The 22228-nt window shown below is 45.4% G+C and carries 17 protein-coding genes; 7 read left to right on the top strand and 10 right to left on the bottom strand.

All coding sequences use genetic code 11. The features are described from left to right. Positions 1-84 precede the first annotated feature (84 nt). Both LMH68_RS02000 and LMH68_RS02005 read right to left on the bottom strand, forming a co-directional pair. Positions 85-2367: an acyl-CoA dehydrogenase gene (locus LMH68_RS02000; RefSeq protein ID WP_017071963.1), complete on the bottom strand. Its 2283-nt coding sequence runs from the start codon at positions 2365-2367 to the stop codon at positions 85-87. A 55-nt stretch (positions 2368-2422) separates the two neighbouring features. Then, positions 2423-3052, bottom strand: coding sequence for a TetR/AcrR family transcriptional regulator (locus LMH68_RS02005; protein ID WP_017065403.1), 630 nt, complete (start codon positions 3050-3052; stop codon positions 2423-2425). A gap of 755 nt (positions 3053-3807) precedes the next feature. Between LMH68_RS02005 and LMH68_RS02010 the strand changes: the two genes are divergently transcribed. Together LMH68_RS02010 and LMH68_RS02015 are read left to right on the top strand one after the other, a co-directional pair. Then, on the top strand, positions 3808-5115 hold the full coding sequence (locus tag LMH68_RS02010; RefSeq protein ID WP_102333196.1) for a TolC family outer membrane protein: 1308 nt from the start codon (positions 3808-3810) through the stop codon (positions 5113-5115). After that, entirely contained in the window at positions 5115-5726 is a 612-nt protein-coding gene (locus LMH68_RS02015) for an OmpA family protein (RefSeq protein WP_229647216.1), read from the top strand. The genes LMH68_RS02010 and LMH68_RS02015 overlap by 1 nt, the downstream gene beginning before the upstream one ends. 213 nt (positions 5727-5939) lie before the next feature. On the opposite strand, the gene nhaA is transcribed toward LMH68_RS02015, so the two are convergent. The 5 genes from nhaA to LMH68_RS02040 form a co-directional block, all read right to left on the bottom strand. After that, positions 5940-7106, bottom strand: coding sequence for a Na+/H+ antiporter NhaA (gene nhaA / locus LMH68_RS02020; RefSeq protein WP_229647215.1), 1167 nt, complete (start codon positions 7104-7106; stop codon positions 5940-5942). A gap of 275 nt (positions 7107-7381) precedes the next feature. After that, positions 7382-8530, bottom strand: coding sequence for a lipocalin-like domain-containing protein (locus LMH68_RS02025; protein ID WP_017070605.1), 1149 nt, complete (start codon positions 8528-8530; stop codon positions 7382-7384). Then, positions 8520-10973, bottom strand: coding sequence for an ABC transporter permease (locus tag LMH68_RS02030; RefSeq protein ID WP_229647214.1), 2454 nt, complete (start codon positions 10971-10973; stop codon positions 8520-8522). The genes LMH68_RS02025 and LMH68_RS02030 overlap by 11 nt, the downstream gene beginning before the upstream one ends. Beyond that, the gene (locus LMH68_RS02035; protein WP_010441489.1) at positions 10954-11625 is read right to left on the bottom strand and encodes an ABC transporter ATP-binding protein; all 672 of its coding nucleotides are present in this window, start codon (positions 11623-11625) and stop codon (positions 10954-10956) included. The genes LMH68_RS02030 and LMH68_RS02035 overlap by 20 nt, the downstream gene beginning before the upstream one ends. A 122-nt stretch (positions 11626-11747) precedes the next feature. After that, positions 11748-13121 carry an MATE family efflux transporter gene (locus LMH68_RS02040; protein ID WP_229647213.1) on the bottom strand — a complete coding sequence of 458 codons (1374 nt, stop codon included), beginning with the start codon at positions 13119-13121 and terminating at the stop codon, positions 11748-11750. Positions 13122-13219: 98 nt separating this feature from the next. Between LMH68_RS02040 and LMH68_RS02045 the strand changes: the two genes are divergently transcribed. Further along, on the top strand, positions 13220-14650 hold the full coding sequence (locus LMH68_RS02045) for a DUF2867 domain-containing protein (protein ID WP_229647212.1): 1431 nt from the start codon (positions 13220-13222) through the stop codon (positions 14648-14650). 125 nt (positions 14651-14775) lie between these two features. Here LMH68_RS02045 and LMH68_RS02050 read toward each other — a convergent pair whose 3' ends face one another. The 3 genes from LMH68_RS02050 to rsuA form a co-directional block, all read right to left on the bottom strand. Beyond that, the gene (locus LMH68_RS02050) at positions 14776-15435 is read right to left on the bottom strand and encodes a DUF2913 family protein (protein WP_017060382.1); all 660 of its coding nucleotides are present in this window, start codon (positions 15433-15435) and stop codon (positions 14776-14778) included. Then, positions 15435-16652: a Bcr/CflA family multidrug efflux MFS transporter gene (locus LMH68_RS02055; RefSeq protein ID WP_017060381.1), complete on the bottom strand. Its 1218-nt coding sequence runs from the start codon at positions 16650-16652 to the stop codon at positions 15435-15437. The genes LMH68_RS02050 and LMH68_RS02055 overlap by 1 nt, the downstream gene beginning before the upstream one ends. Before the next feature lie 200 nt (positions 16653-16852). Then, complete coding sequence (rsuA, locus tag LMH68_RS02060; RefSeq protein WP_017060380.1) at positions 16853-17548, bottom strand: 16S rRNA pseudouridine(516) synthase RsuA; 696 nt, start codon at positions 17546-17548, stop codon at positions 16853-16855. A gap of 97 nt (positions 17549-17645) precedes the next feature. Between rsuA and LMH68_RS02065 the strand changes: the two genes are divergently transcribed. The 4 genes from LMH68_RS02065 to LMH68_RS02080 all read left to right on the top strand — a co-directional run bounded on the left by LMH68_RS02065 (position 17646) and on the right by LMH68_RS02080 (position 22139). Continuing rightward, entirely contained in the window at positions 17646-19388 is a 1743-nt protein-coding gene (locus LMH68_RS02065; protein WP_017066075.1) for a DEAD/DEAH box helicase, read from the top strand. A gap of 180 nt (positions 19389-19568) precedes the next feature. Further along, positions 19569-19967, top strand: a complete 399-nt coding sequence (locus tag LMH68_RS02070) for a PepSY domain-containing protein (protein WP_017066076.1) — start codon at positions 19569-19571, stop codon at positions 19965-19967. A gap of 61 nt (positions 19968-20028) precedes the next feature. Further along, complete coding sequence (locus tag LMH68_RS02075; protein ID WP_229647211.1) at positions 20029-20688, top strand: response regulator transcription factor; 660 nt, start codon at positions 20029-20031, stop codon at positions 20686-20688. 104 nt (positions 20689-20792) lie between these two features. Continuing rightward, positions 20793-22139 carry an ATP-binding protein gene (locus LMH68_RS02080; protein ID WP_017068035.1) on the top strand — a complete coding sequence of 449 codons (1347 nt, stop codon included), beginning with the start codon at positions 20793-20795 and terminating at the stop codon, positions 22137-22139. Positions 22140-22228: the final 89 nt, after the last annotated feature.

A 22228-nucleotide genomic window follows, 5' to 3' on the forward strand; every position in this document is an offset into this window, starting at 1 on the left:
ACCATTTGTTAACGCCTCTATTGCAACTTCTACGACAAAAACAAAAAAAGGCACCTAATAAGGTGCCTTTTGTCATTTCTTTATCTAAGCAACGCTATTTAGCTTAGGTTTTAACTCTTTTCGCGTCAAAGTTTCACTGTAATCATGACTGAAGTGGTCAACTTGAATCGCTGCGTAGCGAAGTTTGTCTGCTGCAATGATTTGGTCAACTTCGTCTTGAGTAAGAACATCTGCCGCCAGTGCTTGAGCAAGTTTATCTTGCAATAGACCTTTACGAGCCACTTTGCCCTCTTTCACTGCTTTGAAGATCTTACGTTCGAGAGGCTTGATGCTGTACATCGCATTGAACGCATTCTCCATTAGGCCAACACTATCCTCTTCTTCTTTGCCTATGTAGCAAAGGTGAGTTAGACGTTCACGGTGTGCACCCGGAGTCATCAAGCTTTCTGCCAGTTGTACCGTTAGATTATCACTTGGTTTTTCAAAGTGGTTACCGACAGGGAAAACTAGACCTTTAAGTACTTTACCTACCATCTTGTTCGGGAAGTTTCTGTACGCTTCTTGTAGCGATTTAGCCGCGTTATGGAAACAGTGTTGAACCGCGTAGTGTACGTAGTCTAGGTCAGCTTGTTGACGACCTTCATCTTCATACTTCTTAAGCGCTGCAGACGCCATGTATAGGTAACTTAGACCATCACCTAGACGTGCAGAGATAAGCTCTTTACGTTTCAGTTCGCCACCTAGTGTAAGCATTGCGAAATCCGCACTCACTGCAAGCGCACGGCTCAAGCGAGTTAAGTCTTGGTAGTAAGGCTTCGTTGGACCGCTCATATCCGCTTTAATGAACTTAGAGCCTGTCAATGCCGCACCGAACGCACCAAACGTGTTCTTAGTTGCGTGAGAGATATGCTTGAACAACAAGTTATCGAAATCCTTCGCACCTTGCTTCTCATCTGGGTTTGCTGCCGCTTCCATTTCGCTTAGCACGTATGGGTGACAACGTGTCGCACCTTGACCGAAGATCATCAGGTTGCGAGTTAAGATGTTCGCACCTTCTACTGTGATAGCAACTGGAATACCTAGGTAAGGCGCAGCTAAGTAGTTCATTGGACCATCTTGAATTGCACGACCAGAGTGGATATCCATTGAATCATTCAGGATAGTACGCGCCATTTCTGTCATGTGATATTTCGCGATAGCCGTAACGATACCCGGCTTCTCTTTCATATCGAGTGAAGTAGTTGTTAGTGTACGAGTCGCTTCTAGTAGATACGTTAAGCCACCAATACGACCTAAACTCTCTGCAACTCCTTCAAACTTACCAATCGACATACCGAACTGCTTACGAACATAAGCGTATGCGCCGGTCGTTTTCGCCGTTAGGTGGCCCATCGCCGTGCCAAGTGCGGGTAATGAGATACCACGACCTGCAGACAGACATTCCACCAGCATACGCCAGCCTTTACCTGCGTAATCGGCACCACCGATTAACCATTCCATAGGAATAAATACATCGTGACCGCGTGTTGGACCATTCATAAACGCAAGACCAAGTGGGTCATGACGCTCACCAATCACAACACCTTCGTGGTCAGCCGGGATTAGCGCACAAGTGATGCCAATGTCTTCTTTGTCACCCAGTAGCTTTTCTGGATCGTGAAGTTTGAAAGCCAGACCAAGTACCGTCGCCACTGGTGCTAGTGTAATGTAGCGTTTGTTCCAGTTAAGCTTGATACCTAGCGTCTCTTTACCTTCGTGCATGCCCATGCACACAGTACCGACATCAGGGATACCACCCGCATCAGAACCCGCTTCTGGGCCTGTTAGTGCGAAACATGGGATATCTGTACCGTCAGCAAGACGAGGTAGCCAGTAGTCTTTTTGGTCTTGAGTGCCGTAGTGAGACAGCAGCTCACCAGGACCAAGAGAGTTTGGAACCATTACTGAAACCGCAGTACTGATACTGCGAGTCGCAATCTTAGTTACGATAGTTGAGTTAGCGTGTGCTGAGAATTCACGACCGCCATACTCTTTCGCAATAATTAGCGAAAAGAAACGCTCTTTGCGTAAGAAGTTCCACACCTCTTCAGGAAGGTCTCGATCTTCTTTTACAATTTGGTGGTCATCAAGCATAGCGAGCAAGGTTTCAAGCTCATTATCCATGAACGATTGCTCTTCTGCTGTCAGCTGAGGTTTTGGGTATTGATGCAGCTTAGTGAAATCTGGTTTACCAGAAAACAGCTCTCCGTCCCACCACACGCTACCCGCTTCCATCGCTTCTTTCTCGGTGCTAGATAGTGGTGGTAGTACTTTTTTAAAGAGTTTAAAAGCTGGGTCACTTACCCATTTTTGTCTTAGAGAGCTCATAGTTCAGATCCTTTTGTTCACTATATTGGTTGTGAATGTTTCGCTTTTTATTGTTTTATTCTTCTGCTGACATGCCTGCGGCTAAATATGGAATAAGAATATCGACCACTGCCTTAGCATCTATCTTTCTGTCATAGTCATTCTCTGCAATTTCTACCAGAGCCTGACTTGATGCCATGGTGAATACACAAGTCCCTAGGGTGAAGTGTAATCGCCAAAATAACTGTTCTTGAGTGAGGTTCGGATTCGCCTTCATTACAGATGTCGTAAACAAAGAAAGTACTTCGCTGTAGCGAGTAGTAATGAACCAACGCAAGTGTCCTTGCACATCCGTATAGCCTCTGCCGATAAGTAACATGAATCGGCTTGTACCATTTGGCCTAACATCATTAAGTGCTCTTAGTGGCTGTCTCAACGACTCAAACACGTCACTCATAGAATACGTTTCGTTCAAGTTTAAGTTCACTAATGCATCTTGCAGTGCTGGCATAAATGCTTCTAAGTAACGATTGAGTACCGCACGAACCAGAGTCTTCTTATCGCCAAAGTGATAGTTCACTGAAGCTAAGTTGACATTCGCTTTACTCGTAATCGTACGTAAAGAGGTGTCATTAAAACCGTGCTCAGCAAATAAGCCTTCAGCCACATCTAAGATTTTGTCTTTGGTTGTACTTCTAGGTGCCATTTCAATCACTCGTATTAAACAACTGTTTGAAATATACGCTCAGTACATTTATTTAACAAGCAAGCAACATCACATTTTCACAAATTGGTCGTACCAGTTAATAAAACTCAGCACTAAACGATTGAATCGCTGTGTGTTTATAAAAAAAGAAAAAAATAATGAATTTTCTTGGAACTGAAATGGAAATGGAGAGTCCTAAATTAGGTAGAAAACAGCGTATTTAGAAGTTTAACAGGCCGTCAAACTTGTTCTTCTCACTGCTTTCTTAATTACTGCATTTTCCTTATTAACTCCTATACTTGTATCCGCCCAAACCACGTTGGTTTGGGCTTTTTTTTGTTTGTTGTTTAGGGTGAAACCTTACTTACCCTTCTTCACAGCTACAACTACAAACTAAACAGCGCGATCGATTCTTTTTATATTGTCATTTTTTACTAAAAATCGAACTACCACGCTTGGCACATTGCTATCACTGAGATACGTATTTCAAACAACCTCCTAACCAACGTTTACCAATCTCTGCCCAAGCCGAATTCTAGCCTTGCATTTATTTTCAACACATCTACTCGAAGCTTGCCACCTGTCACAACTGGTAAATTAATCAATAGCGATAGAGACTTACATTCGAAATAAAGCCAACAAACTTAGCAATTTCTAGCAGATGTCCTAAGCTTCGTTTAATACCCTTCTCAATTAAGTAGTTAAACGCTAGTTGGGAGGAGGCGGGAGCTTTTAAAAGTAGAAGGAGACCTACTTTGAGACTGTTTAAATTACCCATCATCTGTTGCTTAGCTATTGCAACCCCACTCTCTGCTCAGACTTTAGAACAGGCTGTTGCCATTACCTTGGCTACCAATCCTGAGATAAAAAGTATTTTTAATGAGTTTGTGAGTGTACAAAAACGAAACGATGCCGCAGGTGGTGCTTATAGGCCGAGTATCGATCTTGATGCTGGTATTGGCTATGAAGGCATAAACCCTGCGCCAAACAACGGTCCTGATACCGATCTCACACGAAAGGAAGCCACCATATCCCTCACTCAGTTGTTGTGGGATGGTTCGTCGACTCTCAATGATATTGATCGTACTGCCGCAGAAGCAGAATCGGTTCGTTTGCAATTGCTCGCGGATGCCGAAGACAAAGCGCTAGAGGTCACACAGATCTACTTAGACGCAGTCAAAGCAACTGAAGTTTTAGCCCTTTCGGAAAGTAACCTCGCTATCCACAAGAAAATCTATAAAGACATCAAAAAGCGTGCAGTCTCAGGCATAGGCTCAACCGCAGATGTATCTCAGGTAGAAGCAAGGATTGCAAAAGCTCACGGCAACTTATTAGCCGCACAGAACAACCTAATTGATACCCACACCCAATTTAGAAGAATAGTGGGTCAAGAACCGCTTGGCTTAGTCTACCCAAGAGCCGATATTTCTATGATTCCTCTGTCATTATCAGACGCGCTTGTTGATGCTCTGGACCAACACCCAGTCATCAAAGTCGCGACTGCAGATGTCGATTCAGCGCACTTCCAGTACAAACAATCAAAAGGGGTTAACTACCCGACGTTCTCTATCGAGGCATCTCAATCATGGCGAGATGATGCTGGAGGCGATGAAGGTTCGAGCCAAGAGACTTTGGCAATGTTGAGAATGCGATACAACCTCTACAACGGTGGTACCGATAGTGCTAATTCAGAAGCTGCAGCTTACCAACTCAATAAAGCAAAAGATCTAAGAGATCGTGCTTATCGACAAGTTGAAGAAGGCCTTCGCCTCTCTTGGAGTGCATTGGATCTGACGTTACAACAAAAGAACTTCTTGTCTGATCACGTGGATTCGGCATCAGAAACCGTTATCGCTTATGAGAAACAATATCGAATCGGTAAGCGTACGCTCCTTGATCTGCTTAACACTGAAAACGAATTGTTTGAAGCCCGTAAAGATTACTTAGATGCGCATTACTCTGAACAGTACGCTAAATACCGTGTAATGAACGCGACAGGCTCTCTATTGAACGCTCTACTGGTCGATATTCCAGACGAGTGGACAACGGCCGTGGAGTATTAATGATGAAGAGACCTTATTTATTACTTTCTGCATTAACGATAACGCTATGTGCATGCTCTAGCCAAAATGAAGAGCCCTACATAGAAACGCCAGAAGCGGAGCAAATTTCTGACCTGCAGGATGATGATAACGATGGTGTGGTCAATGCACGAGACACCTGCCCTGGCACACCAGAGTCGTCTCTGGTAGACAACGAAGGCTGTGGAGAGACGGTTAGCTCGCAAGAAGTCAGACAGCTGAACATCCTTTTTGCCAATGACTCCTATGAAGTTAACCCTATCTTCTCAGATCAAATCACTACCATGGCTGAGTTCTTAGAAACCTACCAAAGTGCATCGATAGAGATTCAAGGTTACGCCAGTAAAGTCGGCGCGAGTGAATACAACTTAGAGCTATCAAAGAAACGTGCTCACCACGTTGAAGATGAACTGTTGTCGAATGGTATCGACCCGAGCCGAGTAAGAGTTGTTGGTTACGGTGAAAACCGCTTAGAGAGCGATGGCAACGATGCTACGTCTCATGCACTGAACCGCCGAGTAACAGCCACAGTTGTCGGACTAAGCGAGCAGATCGTCGAGGAGTGGACCATATTCACCACGCTTGAAAAGTAGCGTGACATTGTCACTGTAGATGTAGAGCAAGAGCGAGTGTTCGAACAGCAGCTTAGCGATAAGATCAAGAAAGCCGTGATAGGGTTGCCCATCACGGCTTTTTGTTCTTTGTCGTCACATGAGCCGAGGGATGACTCATTGACTCTTCTTGCTACTCAGAAATTGACTTGTTAATCAGTGAATAGGCTCGCCGTTAAACGAGCCTACCGCTGATTATAGTTTTACTTCTTGTTGCTTTGCTGTTTTCGGTAAAGAAACGCTTAGCAGGAAGTAACCTAGAATTGCAGCTGTTGTAGATCCCATCAGGATGCCTAGTCGAGCTAGTGTGTCAAACTCTACATTCGTTGGGCCAAATGCTAGTGATGAAATAAAGATAGACATTGTAAAACCAATACCACACAGGACAGATACTGCGAAGATGTTCATAAAGTTCACACCTTCAGGGAGCTTAGCAACACCCAATTTCACCGCACCCCAGCTGAATGCAAAGATACCAAGAGGCTTACCAATCAATAGACCCATAGCGATACCAAGCGGTAGCATACCTGTTAGGCTTGAGATTGAGATACCTTCCAATGAAATACCTGCGTTTGCAAAAGCAAAGACTGGCAAGATTGCAAAAGCGACGTATGGGTGCAGAGCATGTTCTAGATGCTTCAGCGGAGAATGTTCACCTTTATTGCCTTTCAGTGGGATAGCAAAACCAATCACTACACCAGCCAGCGTTGCATGAACACCAGACTTCAATACTGCAAACCACAGAATTGCACCAACAATGAGATACACACTCAGCTTAGTTACATGCTTGTTGTTTAGCATGAACAGCACACCAGTTGCGATGAAACCAACCGTTAACGCAAGCGTTGATAGGTCGCCTGAGTAGAACAGTGCAATGATAACAACAACGCCAAGGTCATCGATAATTGCTAAAGCCAATAGGAACACCTTCAAGCTAACCGGTACACGGTTACCAAGAAGCGCCATGATACCTAATGCGAATGCAATATCAGTTGCCGCTGGGATAGCCCAACCTTGAAGCGCTTCTGGGTTACTTGAGTTAAATAGCACGTAAATAAGTGCCGGAGCTAGCATACCGCCAACGGCTGCGATAGCTGGGAAGATTGCTGTCTCTTTAGACTTTAATGCGCCTTCTAAAAGTTCGCGCTTAACTTCTAAGCCGATTAGAAGGAAGAAGACAGCCATTAAGCCATCGTTAATCCAGTGAGACACAGACATACCAAGAACGTAACTATGCAATACGCTTTGGTACATTTCGTTCAGTGGTGAGTTTGCTACAAACATTGCGATCGCCGCAGCGATGACTAGTATGATGCCGCCAGCAGATTCCATTTTAAAGAAGTCACGGATGACGTCGGTCATGATTTCGCCCTTATATTTATTATTTAAATAAACGAATAACAAAGAATAACCATGAGTTTATATCCAAGCGTAATCGATAGATAATCACTTCTTCGGATGTTTAACTTCGGTTTTTCCTACAAATACTAAACAATACGTCGTATATTCCATAATGTTGTTATGCACCATGAATTAAGTATAGATGAGATCATCGAACCTGTATGCACAATTCATTGGGGGACGCTAAAAGGCGCAGGCATAAAAAAAGGCTATCAAATTATAGCCTTAGGTGTTTTTTAGTAGCCAGTTAACTGCATAAAGCCTGTCGCTTCATGGCTCCCGCTCGCCTTAATCGGCCCTTCCCAATATGGTATGACAAATGGAAGCCACATATCCCTGCGTATAATACGCGTTGTGAGGTTGATATCATGCTTAGGGACGTTAATGATCCACTGCAAAGGCATCCGTCTTCCATTCATCAACGTTGTATTTTGCAATGGTTGAATGGAAATGTCGGATTCCGTTAATTGGTAAACTTTGCCTGAGCGCGTTGCTAATGTCCCGAATATGTAAGGCAACTGTTGGTTATGACGATAGCGGTTAATGCTCAGCGCTGTGCCGTCATCGAGGTTAAATACAAACCAATCCCAACCTTGTTGGCCCACTCCAAGTAAGCCACTGCCCCACTCTTTATGTACCCACGCAGTTCCTTCCACTTCCTTGGTAACGCCGTCTAGGTTCAACACACCGCTCAACGATAAAAATGGAGCGCTGAAGTTATAAGACGCGACAGGTAATAAGTCGTGCTTTTTCTGATAACCGTTATCGCCGTTGAGCACATAGGGCCCTTTTGCAATGGTGTCGAGTTCTAGTCCAAACGTATCAGTTTGCACTTGAAGGCGCCCGGGGAATGGGGTGTTGCCGAGTGCACGCCAGTTCCAGTTATCAATCCAAAGTCTGAATGGACGATTAGTCATTCCCGCTTGGCCAATACCGCCACGAGCCATGCGCTGTTCTTTCCATACTTTGGACTTAGAAGAGACCACCACATTTGAGATATAGACTTGAGGGCTTTGCCACCCCGGTGTTTCACGTTCGTCCGTTGCGATACGAAAAAAACTCCACTGAACCGAATAGTCTTTACCATCATCACCTTTCAAAGACGCGAAGTAATGCCACCACTCGTGCTGAAATTCTGGGTGGAACTTAAAATCTTGTGGTAGCGAAACATTACGGTCTGGCAAAACAGGTTCGAACACATTGAAGTGTTCATTAACCAATATTGAGTTAACTTCATTCACGCCCTTTTCACCAGGATCGATGAAATAGGAGTAATAACCCCAAACACTTAAAAAGATGCCGAAGAAACTGATTAATAGCAGAGAAGACAGGATTCGTTGTCTTAACTTATTTGAGGTATTCCGTAAAAACATACTAAAGCGCATCCCTCAGTGATTTCATCGGAGTGTTCCGAATCATTCTCATCACTGGTAAAGCACCAGCTAGCATCAATGCTGCCATGGCCCATGCAAATGTCTGCAAATAGTCCCAAGGAATCACTTGTAACTCAAGTGACCACCCAAAAGACTGCTTTATCACGATATCAACAATTAGGCTCGCTAGCGCTAATCCGAGCGGAATCGCAATTAAGGAGGAAATAAGCCCAAACACAAACAACTGCAAACTACCTGTCAGGATCAGTTCTTTCGCCGAGACACCCAAACAGCGCTGCAAGGAAATATGCCTTTGGCGAGACACTTCTCCCGCAACCGTCGCAAAGAAAATACCGAAGACGGCGATAACCAAGGTGATGTTACCTAATGTATCTGCAATCGCGAACGTCCTATCGAACACCCGCATCGCTTGACTGTGGATGTTGTTGTTATCGAAAACGCGCTCGGAACCAAGCCTGAATACGCTTTCTAATCGGCTGCGAAGCCCTAATGAATTCACATCGTCTTTGAGTATTACCCCAAGGCCGACATTACCCCGCCCTGCAAAGCCATACAGCCAGTTTCGATGCGACATCATGACTTGATGGTAAGGATTACCGTAATCGTAATAAACACCGACAACCTGCCAACCAGAGCCGAGACTATCATAGAGGTCAATGTAGTCGCCAGGGCGAATCCCCAGCTTGAGAGACATCGATTCACTGATCAACACACCTTTAGAGTGATGTAAGTGAAACCAGTAATTCGGAATACCTAATTTGATCGTCAGCGCTTCTAGCTCACCTTCAGAAGGCCCCGTACTGACCACCTGAATACTACCGACTGGAGACGCCACATCTTTCTCCCAACGCCACCAAACCGAATCCACTTCAGGTTGGTCAGATAACCAATTACTCATACGAGCAGCGGCATTGTTGGTTGGGTAGATATACAGATCGGCAGCCAAACGCTGTGTTAGCCATTTATCAGTGGTATCTCTAAAGCTACCGACCATGGTTTCTACACCAATATTGGCTGTTAAGGCTAACATAAACGCCATCGTCGCCACGCCACGGTAGCTCATACTGGAAGCTGCATCAGCAAAGAACCAGCGAGCACGAACCCAGCGCAACGAATAAGAGAGGCTGTTAAATAACTTCCACATCAAAAACGGGGTAAATAGCGCCACACTGATCAGCATTAGCGCGATAATCGCAAAACCCGTTTCTTGAGTCTGAGGGGCTTGATACACAGCAACAGCAGCAACCAAGAAGCCACAGCCAATCAACGCTTGCCAAGTGAACTCGGTACCCGCAAAACGCATCAAAGACAAACGAGAAGACAGACGAATCGGTTGAGACTTAAGTAAACGAACCAGTGGCCACGCACACGCTAAGAAAGCACCAATCAATGCCATCAGTAAGCTGTAACCACTCCAACGCCAATTCCAGTCGATCGTTAAGCCGACGTTAGCGTCGTATAAATCGCCCAAGCTTGAAGATACGGCAGGTAACAATTGGTTTGCTAGCATCACGCCAAATACATTGCCGCAGATCCAGCTCAGTAAAACCAATAGCAGTAACTCTAAACAGAGCGCTTTAGTCAGTTGCCAACCAGACACACCCGTTTGTCTTAAAATCCCGACTAACGGTTGACGCTGAATAAAAGAAAGCGACATCGCCTGATAGAAAATAAATAAACCAACCACAAACGACAGCATACCCATCGCTTTTAGGTTTAAGTGGAACGCACTGGTCAGCGACTCAAGCTCTGCCTTAGAGCTACGAGAGATCGTCAAACCATTGGGTAACATGTTTTTAAGACGTTCAAACTTCTCGGTGGGCATGTCTGAACAAGCAATCACTGAAAGCCCAGCACTGCGTTTAAGCATTCGGAGCAAGGAGATATCCGCAATCAACCTTGTACCATTAATCATATTATTTTGATCAACAACCACAGGACCAAGTTCAGAACCATCCATCAAAGGGATGTAATCACCGTTGTGCCATTCCATGTGTTCAGCAAGATCATCACTGACAAGGATTGGATATGGTGGCTTCATGAGGTTCAAAGCGGTGAGGTCTTTTAACGCTATATCAGGTTGTAGCTGAAGCATAGAAACAGGATCTATACCGACAACCATGAAGTTTGCGCCATTTTCATCAGTGATACGATGGTGATCAAGAGGAGAACACTGTTGAAAGCCTTCACGGCGAAGCTGGATATAAAAGCCTTGCGGGATTTTATTGGCGTTGTGTTTTGGTCGAATACGGTAAGGAAGAGGATTCGAAAAGAGTTTTTCACCATGCGCATAGCTTTGCTTGGCGTGTTGGTTGATAGCAGTAACACCAACCAAAAGTGATACGCCGAGGGTTAAACCAAGCCATACCAAAATAATTTGCAGTGGATAACGTCGATAGTGACCGAGTAGTGCCTTAACTACGGGCCATAACATGCAGTTGCCCTCCTTGTAGACGGATCCTACCATCCATGTGCAGAGCTACTTTTTCACTGTGTGTTACCAACAGCAACGTACATTCTAATTGACGAGCCAAAGAGGTCAGCAAACGCATTACCGCTTCTGCATTACGCTCATCTAAACTACCGGTCGGCTCATCGGCCAGCAATATTTTTGGTTCCATATACAGCGCACGCGCAATGGCCGCACGTTGTTGTTGGCCACCAGACGCTTCTTCAGGGTAACGGCCCAGTAAAGGCATAAGGTCTAAAGCAGAAAGAATTTGTCTCCAGAGTCCTTTATCTTCTGGTAAACCCTTTAATTGACGGCAAAAGCGAATGTTATCGGCAATATTAAGCGTTGGCAGTAAGTTGAATTGCTGGAAGATATGGCCAATATTATTTCGGCGATAAGCAGTACGATCACGTTCAGTGGAGGCGTGCATGTTGAAATGAGGAAAAGCAATTTCACCTGAGTCTGCTAGGTCTAAACCCGCGATAAGATTCAATAATGTACTTTTCCCTGAACCGCTTTCTCCCATTAATGCGAGTTGATCGCCTTGGTTTAATGTTAACTCAGCACCTTGCAAAACAGGGTGGAACTCCCCCCCGTCGACATAGCCTTTACATAGGTCTGACAGCTTTAACATTAAACAGCTCGCATTAGTTAGAATTTGGAAGGAGAATCTACACTAATTCCCTGTTAGGAGGAAGTATTTTGAAAGATAGATCACACGCCAACGATAAAGTGATGCGATTGGTGCGCCCTACTTCAACTTCCTATCAAGTTTTTAATCCATTTTCTTGTTTTCATGCGATAGAGCGACCCGCCCCACTTGAGGACTTCTTCCGTTAGGAAAAGCAGATATACCCACTCAGGTGGAAACTTAAAATAGATAGCCGCGATGGCTGCCAATGGGATACCGATCACCCACTGAGCAATCAAATCTTGATAGAGGCAGAACTTCACATCACCACCCGCTCTCAACACCCCAACGATCACAGTCAATGGCACCGAGCGAATGACAATACCCACACAGAGGATCAGAATGAACTTCTCTGAGAGGGCTCTGGTTTCTTCCGTCAGTGCGCTAAAGGCATTAAGTATTGGCGTTTGAACGAAATAGAGAAAAACGGCTACAACAATACTAGTTAAGAAACACAAAATTGTTAAGCCAAGCGCTTGATAGTAAACCGCTTCATTGTTTTTCGCACCAAGTTGATTACCCACCAAAACAGCTGCCGCATTCGAAAGGCCAATCAATAAACTCAATGAGATAGATTCAACCGGCGTCATGACCGATAGCGCAGCCAGACCTTGAACGCCCGATTGCCCCATGATCGCGTGGCAAACAAACAAACCACCCGCCCATGCTAAGAAGTTAAACGTGGTCGGCAGAGACAGCTTCAAGAAGCGAACCACCTTATCAATCGAAGCTGCCGCTTTAATATCGCAAAACTTAAATGCTAATAAATGCTTAGAGAAATAGAGATAACCAAACAAAGTCGCGACTTCAATCGCGCCACTCAGTACCGTCGCAATCGCCGCACCTTTGATTCCAAGCGCAGGAAAGCCTAAGTTACCGAAGATCAGCACCCAGTTTAAGAACACGTTAGACAGGATGCCGATACCGCTGAAAAATGTACTTAGCCCGGGTTTGTGCATCGCTCTCAAACCCACAGCCATACTGCTGACACACGATACCGCTAGCATGCTAAATGACGTAATTACGATGTATTCAACGCCTAAGTTGATGACCTCTTGAGAGTCGGTCGTCACGCCCATGATTTGTGCAGGAAATGAAACGAAAAACGCGATAGTCAGTAAAGCAAACAGTGTCGACACCAGCCACGTCAGCGCAGTGCTTTCTCTCACACCTTGTCTGTTACCCGCGCCCCAATATTGAGCAGTAAGAAGAGCACCGCCCGTGGTAACACCCACCAGCATAATGGTCGTCACGAACATCGCTCGGCTCGCCACCCCCACAGCTGCGATGTCTGCTTCGCCAAGTTGGCCCAACATCAATACATCCACCAAGCCTCGGCTTGAAAACATAATGCTCTGCAAGGTGATGGGCAGTGCAATCGCAATAAGCCTGCGAACAAAATCACCTCGTGTGTGATGAATAATTGAAGAGAGCAACATAGAGAGATACCTAAACGGAACGTATTGATGAATAAAGATAAATATCGCGCTATTATATCAATGTTCGGTTTTTAACCACAGATATAAATGGAGTAACAATGAAGAAAGTACTGGTTTTAGGCGCTTCTGGATATGTTGGTTCGCAACTCCTCCCTCTCCTGCTTGAGCAAGGCTATCAAGTCACGGCAGCAGCAAGGCATATCGACTATTTAAAGGCACGGACCGAGCCTCACGAAAGCTTATCGCTTGAGTATCTTGATCTGGCCGATCAAGCTGCGACACAAGCCTTAGTCCCCGACTTTGATCTTATCTTCTTTCTCGTCCATGGCATGGCGGAAGGCCACGACTTTATCGATTATGAGCTGAACTTAGCCCGTAACTTTGTTTCTGCTCTTGGGCCAAAGAATCAACACGTCATCTACCTGAGTTCTTTACAGCCTCAGACTGGTGATTCAGAGCACCTTCAAGCGAGAAAGAAAACCGGCGAATTGCTTCGTAAAGGGCCTGTACCCGTTACCGAACTTCAAGCTGGCGTGATCATTGGCCCAGGATCTGCGGCATTCGAGATCATGCGAGATTTCGTGTACAACTTGCCGATTATGATTGCGCCAAAATGGGTTGACTCTAAAGCCAACCCGATTGCTTTGCAGAACCTGAACCACTATTTACTAAAACTCGCACAAGACACGCCTAGCGAAAGCCAAACCTTTGAGGTTGGCGGGCCGGATATTGTCTCTTACCGAAACCAATTTGCTCATATTGCTAAAACCGCCGATCGTCCACTCAAACTATGGGCGACATCGCTACTGACACCAAAGATTGCTTCATATTGGTTAGGTGTGGTGACTTCTGTACCGTCTAACATAGGTAGAGCACTACTTGCAGGCTTAAAGCACGACTTCATCGCCAGTTCGACCATCATTAGAGAAAAGTACCCTCAGAAGCTTATCTCGTTCGAAAATATGGTTGAACAAGCCATTCACGCTGAAGGAAACTTTGTCAAAAGCAATGTATGGGGCTTTGATAAAACCGCATTCAAACGCTGGCAAGCTGGGTATGGCTATTACCCGAAGAAAACAGGCGCAAGTATCACCTCAAGCGCTTCATTGGAATCGCTTTGGCATGTTGCTAAGCAAATCGGAAGCCCGAAGCAAGGTTACTTCTTTGCTAACACTTTATGGCGCACACGCGAATGGTTGGATGTTCTTTTCGGTGGCGGTGTACCGGTTCGACAAATGCCAGAAGGGCCCAACCTAAAAGTCGGTGACAAAATCGATTCATGGAAGGTCATTCGCTGTGAAGAGAATCAGTTTTTATCTCTGCTTTTCGGTATGAAAGGCCCCGGTTTAGGGCGACTCGAGATTACTGTCTCTGACCACGGTGACTCTCGCGAGCTGAATATCTCGGCTTGGTGGCATCCAAAGGGGTTTCTAGGGTTACTGTATTGGTTTGCTATGATGCCAGCCCACCTGTTTATTTTTAAAGGCATGGTGAAGGCAATTGAGAAGCAGGCTAAAGAACAGGATTAAAAGCAGATGCGAGATTCGGGTAACGGGATGCGAAAAGACTTAACAGCAAATTAGCGACACGCGCTATGAGAGACAAAAAAGAGCGGATAATTCCGCTCTTCGTATCTCTCATCTCGAATCCGCTATTAGCCGATAACGCTAATTGGGATCTCAGCCAGTTGGTTGCCTTGGTTAGCAGGGTAAACGATGTATTCACCGTGATACTTCACCGCAGACTTATAGTCCGTTACTTTGTGAAGCATGAAGCCCGCTTCCATCGCCGCTTGGATGAACTCAGCATGGTTGCCACGAACAAACCAGTTCATTGGCTTAACCATCAACTCCCCGTCGAAAGAGTCGTCACACTGTTTACCGCATAAAGCAAAAGAGTGCTCGCCATCGGTGAAGAATTGAATCTTGCCGCCAGTCGTTAGCTCGTCTTCACTCGATACGCTCCAACCCATCTCGTACATTTTATCCATGAACGCTTCAACATCACTGTCTTTTAGCGTTTTAGGCTCTTCGCCTTCAGGGAAAAAACGTCCGTAAAACGCAGAAATACGTTTAAAGGTAAAAGTTAAATCAGAGTTGTTGCCTTTTGAGCGACCCTGTTTCTGCCAGCGAACTAAGTCAGGCACAATCACGCGATCATAAGCTTGAGATTTAATCGCTTTTGTTACCCAACGAACAAGATAAAGGTTGTTCGCGATAGGTGCGTCGATCGCTTTACCAGACTTATGCAGAGCATACAGCTCGCCCAGCGCATCGTTCACTAACTTCTGAATTTCAATATAGTATTTTGACATTATGCCTTCTTTCCTAATGTCCAATATAGTAATGCTGACAGTATTGCACATGCTGCCATCATCATAGCCATTGGCCCTGCAGTGTCACTTGGTAGCATAGCAACAATTGCCCCCACTACAGAACCAGTACCAAATCTTAATGTGCCTGCAAGCGAAGAAGCTGTGCCGGCCATATTCGGGTATCCGCTTAAAAGCAGTGCCATTGAGTTACTACCAATGGTAGACAGTGTGCCGATAAACAGCATCACGAATGGCACAATACCCCACAAACCGATATCTAACATCCAACCGACTAACAGACCTAAGCCCGCAAACAGTTGAATGGTTAAACCGACTCTGAGCATAGCGTGAGAGCCCACTTTCTTAACGATTCGACCGTTGATGCTCGTCATCAAGATCATAGCAACAATATTCAAGCCGAACAGGTAGCCAAACAGATCAGGGCGAACGCCATAGATATCGATGTAAACGAATGAACCTGCCGTTAAGAACGCAAACATCCCTGAAAATGAGAATGCACCAGAGAAAATCAGGCCCATCGCCGTTGGGTTCTTACACAGTCGAGCATAGTTACGAATCGTTGTTTTAAAGCGCAATGGTTGTCGGTTTTCTGCAGGAAGCGTTTCTGGGATCTTCATCGATACCGCCAGAATCACGATCACCGCAAAAATAGCCAGAACCCAGAAAATTGAACGCCAACCGAACCACAACGCTAAGTAACCGCCAATCATCGGAGCAACCAATGGCGCAACTGTCATCACCAAAGTAACGAAAGACATGGTTCTTGCGAAATCTTCACGATCGAACATATCTCTTACCACCGCTTGGATGATAACGGCCGCCGCAGCACCAGCAAAACCTTGAGCGGTACGGATGTAAGTCAGCGCTTCAATGCCATGAGTTGTCGCACTCACCATAGAAGCGATAGCAAACAAGAACACACCAATAAGCAGTACAGGCTTGCGACCATAGCTATCCGCCAACGGGCCATGCAGCAACTGCCCCAGCGCGAAACCTGCGGTATAGGCTGTTAGCGTGATTTGTACCTCACCCGCCGTCACACCAAGATCTTTAGCAATGGTCGGCATCGCTGGCAGATACATATCAATGGCTAGCGGAGTAAGTGCACCAATCGCACCTAGAATCAAAAACAGCACTAAGCCTAATTGAGGTGTTTCTAGTTGGGAGCTTTGGCTCTGTGAGGTCGATGTTTGCATGGTTCTCCGAATGTTCAACTGATAGAGCTAGGGACTAGCGTGAGTACGCGAGTCAAAGATTGGCTGAGACTTTCCTAGTACCAGTCAACATCATCAGCCGACGCTATCCATGGTCGGCTTTACAACGAAAGGGCTATTTCCAGCAAAAGTGGTCTCTTGTTAAGAACAATTTCTTGTTAAGAGCAACTTCTAGCTAAGGACTACTTCCAGATTGAATCGACTTCTTCTTGCGTTAGGTAACGGTATTCACCTAACTCTAAAGATTCGTCCATCTCAATTTCGCCAATACGTTCACGGTGTAGTGCTTCTACCTTGTTACCAAGAGCAGCAAACATACGTTTAACTTGGTGGTATTTGCCTTCGTGAATCGTTAGCAGCACTTCACGCTCTGCACGAACTTCTAGGTGTGCAGGAAGTGTTAGGCCATCTTCGCTCTTAAGCTGGATGCCCTCTTTGAATTTTTCAACGTAATCGTCTTCAACAGGTTCAACCAACCACACACGGTACGTCTTCTCGCACTTGTGCTTTGGCGAAGTGATACGGTGAGACCACTTACCATCGTCGGTAATCAATACAAGACCTGTTGTATCAATATCTAGACGACCAGCAAAGTGCAGCTTGTCCATTTTGATTTCATCAAGTAATTCAAACGCGATACGATTTGCGCCATCTTCATGCGAACAAACAAAGCCTTCTGGCTTATAAAGCATGATGTAACGTGGGCCGTGAACATTCAGTTCATTGCCTTGCCATTCCACAACGCACTCTTCAGTTACCTTGAGTGAGCCGCTTTTTTGAATGACATCATTTACTGTCACTGCCTTGGATTTTAATAAGTGTGTTGCTTCTCTTCGAGTGACGCCTAATGCATCGCACAGAAATTTATCTAAACGCATGAATACCTCAACTAATCTAAGTCGGGTATTATAGTCACCTTTGCTCAATTAGTTGAGCTATTTCACACTATTTGTTTTCCTTCTTACAAGACGCGATATGTATACACTCCGCCCGTACCAAGCTGATTCTGTAAAATCAGTGATTCATTACTTCAGAAAACACCAAACTCCGGCAGTGCTCGTGCTTCCGACAGGTGCAGGAAAAAGCCTTGTGATTGCAGAGTTAGCAAGGCTTGCGAAAGGTCGAGTGTTGGTGCTTGCTCACGTAAAAGAGTTGGTTGAACAGAACCATGAAAAGTATGAAGGTTACGGGCTGAAAGGCTCGATTTTCTCTGCGGGTTTAGGACGCAAAGAGACCGACCAACAAGTCGTGTTTGCTTCGGTGCAATCTGTGGTGCGAAATCTCGATTCATTCTCTAACCAATTTTCGCTGTTGGTTATCGACGAATGCCACCGTGTTCCCGATGAAAAGACCAGTAGTTATCAGAAAGTCATCACTCACTTACGCGAGAATAATTCGGGCATCAAGGTGCTTGGATTAACAGCGACCCCATATCGTCTTGGGATGGGTTGGATTTATCAATACCACACTCGCGGTCAAGTGCGTTCAGATGAGCCACGTTTCTTCCGCGACTGTATCTTTGAGCTGCCGATTCGTTACCTGCTCGATGAAGGTTTCTTAACTCCTGCACGCATGATTGATGCACCCGTGTTGAGCTATGACTTTTCGCAGTTAAAGCCCGCGAGCACTGGTCGCTACAAAGAAGCAGAACTCGACATGGTGATCGAGCAATCGAAACGAGCGACCCCACAGATTGTCGATCAGATTATTCACCTAGCCCAAGATAAACTAGGCATCATGGTATTCGCTGCGACCGTTCGACACGCGCAAGAGATCCTCGGCTTATTACCAGAAGGTGAAGCTTCAATTGTGATTGGCGATACGCCGACGCTCGAGCGTGACCAAATTATCAGCGACTTCAAAGAACGTAAAATCAAGTTTTTGGTTAACGTATCGGTATTAACCACAGGTTTTGATGCGCCACACGTCGATTTAATCGCGATTTTGCGCCCGACAGAATCCATCAGTTTGTATCAACAAATCGTTGGCCGTGGCTTACGCCTATCTCCGGGTAAAAAAGAGTGTTTGGTGCTCGACTATGCGGGCAACAGTTACGACCTCTACCAACCTGAGGTTGGCGACCCTAAACCCGATTCAGACAGTGAAATCATCACCATCCCTTGCCCTGCGTGCGGCTTCAATAATAACTTTTGGGGCAAGCTAGACAGCAATGGCTTCTTGCTTGAGCACTTTGGGCGCAAATGCCAAGGCTACTTTACCGATGAAGACACGGGCGAGCGCGAGCACTGTAATTATCGCTTCCGAGCGAAATATTGCGGTGAATGTGGTGCTGATAATGACATTGCTGCGCGCATTTGTCATGAGTGCGATGCAACCTTAGTCGACCCAGACAAAAAGCTAAAAGAAGCACTGAACCTAAAAGATGCCTTGGTATTTGAATGCTTGGAAATGGACCTCAACGTGCTTAAAGACGAGAAAGGTAAATCACAACTTAAGGTCACCTATCGCGGAGAAAACCAAGCGCAAGTGCATGAGTTTTGGTCATTAACCAGCAAAAAGCAGAAGCAGAACTTCAAAGACCAGTTTGTTCGCCCTCACCTTGCAGACAGACATCGCCCTTTCGAAGAAGCCTCACCGACGAAAGTGGTTGCTCACCAACATAGATTCCGCCCACCTCAATTCGTGATTGCCCGTAAAGTCGGACGCTTTTGGAAAATGAGAGACAAGATATTCGAAGACGAACTACAGCAGCGTTAAGGTTAAGAATAAAAGTAAGTCTTACGTTCTTAACACTCGGCAATTAATCTTATGTATTAAAGCCTGCGCCATTTAAGCGTTAAGTTTTTCGGTATCAAATTCTCATTATTAATCAGGTTCACTTTCTGTTCAGAATTACTTTTTTATACTGAACGCTATCAACCTTCTCTAGGATTCGCTATGTTTAGTAAAGCTATGATTTCTTTGTTTTCTATAAGCTTAGGCTTATTTGTTTCTGCTGGCGCATGGGCTGACTCACATCATAATGGTCATGAATTAGTGCAGGACGTTCATAAAGCAGGAACCAGCATCGAATTTGAAGAAGATCAAGACGAAGTCTATGAAGCCGTACGAGAAGGCTACATTCGCCCTTTCTCAGAAATGTATGCGGCGGTTGAAAACGATCTTCATGGCAGAATCATTAAAGTAGAACTAGAAGAAGATGACGACATTTGGGTGTATGAACTAAAAATCAATTACCAAAACAACATCATCAAAGTCGAATACAACGCTGAGACGTTAGAAATGCTTATGATCAAAGGCCGCAACTTTAAAGACGCAATTAAACACGGCGACTAGTTACGTACGACGAAGAGCTAAGCACGACGAACAGTCATTAGAAGAAATTAGAAGAACAATTATGAAAATTTTAGTCGTTGAAGATGAGCCTCGTTTGGGCCAACAAATTATTGAAACACTTGAGGGGGCCGACTGGGTTCCAGAGCTCTCTCAAGATGGTATCGACGCACTCTACCGTGCAACGTCAGAAGAATGGGACGCGATTGTCCTCGATTTAGGTTTACCTAAGCTTGACGGCCTAACGGTATTAAAAGGCATTCGAGACGAAAACATCAACACGCCAGTGATTATCTTAAGTGCTCGTGACACGCTAACTCAACGTGTTGAGGGCTTGAACGCCGGTGCTGATGACTACCTAACTAAGCCATTTGAGATGGTCGAGCTGATTGCCCGTATCCGAGCTCAACTGCGCCGAGCATCAGGCAGTGCTGCTCCGATACTTCAAATCGGTGATCTAAGCCTAGACACACGCAGTTCTAAAGTGTTGTGGCAAGGTCAAGCAATTAGCCTCACGGCGCTGGAATATAAAGTTGTCGCGTACTTCATGCATAACCAAAACAAGGTTATCTCGCGCACTGAGTTGGTTGAGCATATCTACAAGCAAGACTTCGACCGAGACTCAAACACGGTTGAAGTGTTCATCGGTCGTATTCGTAAGAAAATCGCACCAAAGATCATCAAAACCGTTCGTGGCCTTGGCTACCAACTGAATGCTGAATAGCTCAGTCGTCAATCACGCCAAGAGCAACCATTAATTAAGTGGACAGCCTGTTCTGATCATCGCAATACGATAAGTTACGATGAGCAAAGGCAGGTTGGAAATGCATGAATCTAAAGAAACGAACACTTAAAAACATCAGTTTAAAAAGCCGCTTGCTCCTTGCTGCGGCTTTTTGGCTAGGTGCGATGATATTAGCGGCTGGTGTCGGGATTCCGAAACTGGTTAACGACTACCTCGTCGATGACATGAAGCAGCAGCTTGGCTTAACCATGGATGAGTTAACCGCCAATATCGAAACCAATGACAGTGGTAACCTGATCATGGCAGAGCGTCTGTCTGATCCTAGGTTCAACCAGCCCTACAGTGGTATTTATTGGCGCGCCGCTACCCAAGAGCAGATCATTCGATCTCGCTCGCTATGGGATAAAGACCTCACCATCAAGCGTTCACCGATTCACACATCAGTCAAAGGGCCAGAGAAAGAAAAGCTGATTTACATCGAGCAAGATATCTACCTGCCTGAACTGAGCGACCCTGTCACGATCACCATTGGTATTGATGAAGATCCATTAGAATCCACACTGACAGAGCTTACTGGTCAAGTCTGGTTGATCCTAATGTTGCTGTTTGTTGGCGTGCTGATGTTGATCGGTATTCAAGTCAGTTGGTCGTTATTACCGCTCAGCAAGATGCAACGCGAACTGGTAATGCTAAGAAACGGCGAGCAACAAGGGTTAAGCGATAACTACCCGAAAGAGGTTTCTCCATTAGTCTCTGACCTCAATGCCCTGCTCTTTCACTATCAAGAGTTATTAGAACGAGCTCGTAACCACGCGGGTAACTTATCTCATGCGTTGAAAACACCGCTTTCAGTTCTAAAAAATGAGATAGAGCGACTTCCAGAGGATGACAAGGCACTGCTGCAACAGCCCATTCATCAGATTCAAAGCCAAATTGATTATCACCTTGGCCGCGCTCGTATGGCAGGTGCAATGAACATTCTTTCGGTGAAGTCTTCACCTTGTGAGCGTGTCGAAGCTATCTCAATGGCGTTTGATAAAGTCTACGCTGCCAATGAAGTCACCATGATTAACGAGCTAGACTCTGAGATTGAAGTGGCAGTAGAAAAAACCGACCTTGATGAAATGGTCGGCAACCTACTCGAGAACAGTTACAAGTGGGCGGGCAGCATTATTCGCGTCCATGCAAATGAACTCGACGATGGCAACATAGAGTTGGTGATTGAAGATGATGGCCAAGGCATTCCTGAAGAGAAGCTTGAGCAAGTGACCAAACGTGGCGTCCGACTTGATGAAACCACACCAGGAACAGGCTTAGGGCTTAATATCGTAAATGAAATGGCACACAGTTACCGAGGCAGCCTAACGCTCAGCAAGAGCTCAATGGGCGGCTTAAAAGCTTCTCTGGTGCTTAAAGTAAGTAAAGGCTGAACAAGCTAAGTAAAAGTGAAACCAATAAGCCCTAGCGTAATGTTAGGGCTTAGTTTTATCTCGGTTCAACGAAACACTGCTCACTTCAA

This window comes from Vibrio sp. F13 (genome assembly GCF_020806305.2).
Classification (GTDB): domain Bacteria; phylum Pseudomonadota; class Gammaproteobacteria; order Enterobacterales; family Vibrionaceae; genus Vibrio; species Vibrio crassostreae_C.